This is a genomic window from Marinobacterium profundum (assembly GCF_001528745.1).
In the GTDB taxonomy this organism is placed as follows: Bacteria; Pseudomonadota; Gammaproteobacteria; order Pseudomonadales; family Balneatricaceae; genus Marinobacterium_A; species Marinobacterium_A profundum.
Genome location: NZ_BCNS01000136.1, coordinates 1 through 3,530, shown reverse-complemented (window position 1 = coordinate 3,530; position 3,530 = coordinate 1). Strand labels below are relative to the sequence as shown.

The following is a 3,530-nucleotide window of genomic DNA, read 5'->3' as shown; positions in this document are numbered from 1 at the left end:
TGCGGTGATCGCAGGAGTCGCACCCAGCGACGAAGCTTTTCGTTGCGCTCAGGCATCATCGTACGGGCTGCCGGCCAGCCGAACTCCTGTATCTAATCGGCGGCCTGACAGTCCCTGTCTTCGCCCCTGGGGGCGGGCAGGTTTTGCCTGTTAAAGATTTGAGCAAAAGACAAGACCTGACTGTTGTACCCGCGCTCTATCTTACATCAGGGTGACGTTATTTTTCCTAGTGAGTCATGCTCAGTTTTGCTGGCTAAAAAATGAGAATATATCGCTTCACCTACTCTCTGTGCCATCAAAGGAGGGACTGCATTACCAATCTGACGAGCTTTGGACTGCAGCGACCCTTTGAATTTGTAGTTTCTGGGAAATGTCTGTAAACATGCAGCTTCTCTCACAGATATGGCGCGATCTTGAGTCGGATGGCCAAATCTTCCATTTGAAAGACTAATGCATCTTGTGGTTAATCCACTCGCAGGCCTGTCCCAATGCAGTCGTCCGTATACGTCGGTGTGACCGGAATGTTCTTTATGACAATTCAACCATAGGTATTCAGGCCATGAATCCCGACTACCTCCCTCAGGGGTGGCTTTAATTCTTTTAATATTTGTTTCTGATAATCGAGCTGCTTGATGATCAGGATCAATTTCACAAACTTCACCGGCAGCTAATGTCGGTAGGTTAGATATCCAATCCCTTACAGTGCTATAAGCTATACCTTTAGATGGATCATGCGAAAATTCAGGTAAACTTATATCGCTAATGATGGATGCAATTAACACCAATCGCTCCCTTTTTTGAGGAACCCCGAAGCCACAAGCTGGTATAACATCATATGCTGTCTTATATCCGAGCTTTTCAAGAAATGTCCGAAACTGATCAAACGGGCCTAATAATTTCAGTTTCTGCATCCCTGGAACATTTTCAACGACAACATATTCAGGCAGCCAGTGCTCAACGAACTTAGAAAAATCCAAAAGTAAACTACGCCGAGGGTCATCACTTTTTTTATTTTTATTCTGCTTTGAGAAAGGCTGACAAGGTGCGCACCCGCAAAATAAAATTGGTTCAATGCGCTCTCCGACTATAGGAGTCAGTATACGTGGGTGTACATCTTGTATACTAGCAACTTGGGTATGCGCACGTGGAAAATTTTCTTGAAAAGTAGCGATCGCAACAGGATCACTATCAAGAGCAAAAGCTATATCAAAGCCGGCAGATTCAAAGCCGCAGCTAGTGCCACCGCAACCTGAAAAAAAATCAAAAACCTTAATTGACATTGATGATACTCTTTAATAGATACAAGTTAGGCTCCCAGAAAAGCCTTGATTTTATTAGATAGCTCTGTAAAAAGACTATCATTGATTGTTACCAAGCATCTCTTCTGAACTTGAAAAATATCATTAGAGCTAATGTCTTCATAAGACTCGACTCCTAATTCTAACCTACACAGCTGCTCAAAGCGAGACTTGTAGCAACTGTTTTTTTCAAAATCTTTATCATGCTTACTTAAATCATAATGCATATTATCCCAAATGAAAGATTCAGGAGTTTCACCTGGTAAATAATCCAAAAAATCGCGACAATATGACATGATTTTAATACGAGAATTTCGTAGCTGAGCTATATTTTTACCACCGTCGCCAGTGTCAACCGGAATTTTAAGCTTTCCATTTACGATTTCATTAATACTTTCTTCCAATGCATCATCATCAAGCTGAGAAAAACTATCTTTTATAGCTATGGTTTTTTTTGGTCGTTGATCACCATCCATCAGAAATAAAGAGTCTTTTCTGTCAGCTAATGCGCAACTTGGCATGTGACTCATTAATATAACGCTAGCACCTCCTGGAGGATATATGATCATGAATTTTTCATGAATTGCTTGCCCAAGTAACCTTAGAGATCTTTTAACTATTTCCCCGGCAAGTCTATCCTCTACAAATATTGTATACTTTTTTTCATCTTTAATTCCAAGATGAAAAAAAGCCTCTTCAGGTATTGTTTCATTGGTTGCTTTTATTTTTTTTGAAACGGAATCCATATACAGCGTTTTGATGGCAGTAGACGGAAGTCCTTTTAGTATAAATGGCGAATGAGTTCCTATCACAACCTGGTGCTTATCAATTTTTATACGATCTATCAAAAATTCAGTTAAGCGTTCCTGTGCTCCCGGATGTAATGAAACTTCGGGCTCGTCCAGAATGATTAATGAGCATGGCTTAGCTTCAAACACTCTGTGTACCAGCATAATAACGGAAAACTCTCCGCTACCTGCAAAGGCTTCGCTGTAGTTAAGATCTTCAGACTGCAGAATAACTGTTTCACCTGATTTTTTAAAAAATCGGTGATGTAATAATCTTATTTGGTTGTATTTTCTTCCAAGGATCTTAGATATATACTTTACCTGTTCTTCAGTGAGAAGAATATTGGTAATAATTTGTTCTTTACTTCCTTTATACATTCTTTTTGATTTTAGATCACAGTCAATTGCTTTTTTAATTAAAGAAGACTTGCTCCTTATATAATCCTGCTTAGTACCATGTCTGAGTGTCTCTTTGAGGTCTCCGTGATAGAAATACTTATCAAAAGCACTTATTTCACTGCGAAAATCCATAAAAACAACTTCTTTTTCTATGAGTTTCCAGCGGGTTTTTTCTCGACCTTCCGTACCAGAAAAAGGCATTTTTTCCATGCCATCTTTAACAGAAGGACGGGCGGGCTCCCAATAATCTGGGTTGACTCTTTTAGTCGTGCGACTCACGTACCTAATTCTTGTTTTTATTACCTCGACATTTCTCTTCGCATCTTTCTGGTAATATGAATATATAAATCTTGGTCGGCCACCATCTTCAGAAATAGGGTCTATTTTTGTAGAGAACCAGAAATTACCAACACTATAATCCTTAGGGCAGCCGTATATTGCCCTCAATATAGAGCTTTTATTAGTTCCATTTTGTCCAACAATTGCTGTAAGAGGAAAGGAAAATTCAATCTTGAGGTTCTCACTCAGATTTTTGTAATACGGGAAACGAATATAATTAATATATGGTTCTAGCTTTTTATTATCCTTAAGAGATTTAAGTATACCGGTAACATCCATATTCGCCATATATCAACCATTTTAGAAAAGTGTTAATTTAAAGTATTTGCTAATTTTACATGCGATTTATTTTTCATACAATATTATGAATCGATATTATTTAAAAATTTTTACAATGCACATAAACAAATCACCAAAACAGCGGTGGCTTAGAGTCGTCAAACGCCTCAGCATCGTCAAACTTTTATTAATACGCACGCGAGGGCGGGATCAGGTCTTGCCTTTTGCCTTTATAATGAGAGGCAGAAGCAAAAGACAAGAGCTGAACCCGTTGCTGTTAGCTCGTTAAATCCCGCACCGCAACAGATTTCAGAGCACTCTCATCGCATCTATATGCCAGCAGACACGTTCGAACACGGTTAAATCCCCGGTACTGATCAGTTCCAGGGGAGATTTACCTTCGTAATATTAACCCGGCGGGCAAATA

At 39.4% G+C, this 3,530-nt stretch carries 2 protein-coding genes; both read right to left on the bottom strand.

Annotated elements, in window-relative coordinates:
• Positions 1 to 206: 206 nt before the first annotated feature.
• Positions 207 to 1,280: a DNA cytosine methyltransferase gene (locus MPRO_RS25145; protein ID WP_082708861.1), complete on the bottom strand. Its 1,074-nt coding sequence runs from the start codon at positions 1,278 to 1,280 to the stop codon at positions 207 to 209.
• A gap of 26 nt (positions 1,281 to 1,306) precedes the next feature.
• A complete protein-coding gene (locus tag MPRO_RS15665) occupies positions 1,307 to 3,112 on the bottom strand; it encodes an ATP-binding protein (RefSeq protein ID WP_082708859.1) in 1,806 nt (601 codons plus the stop codon).
• Between the last annotated feature and the right edge of the window lie 418 nt (positions 3,113 to 3,530).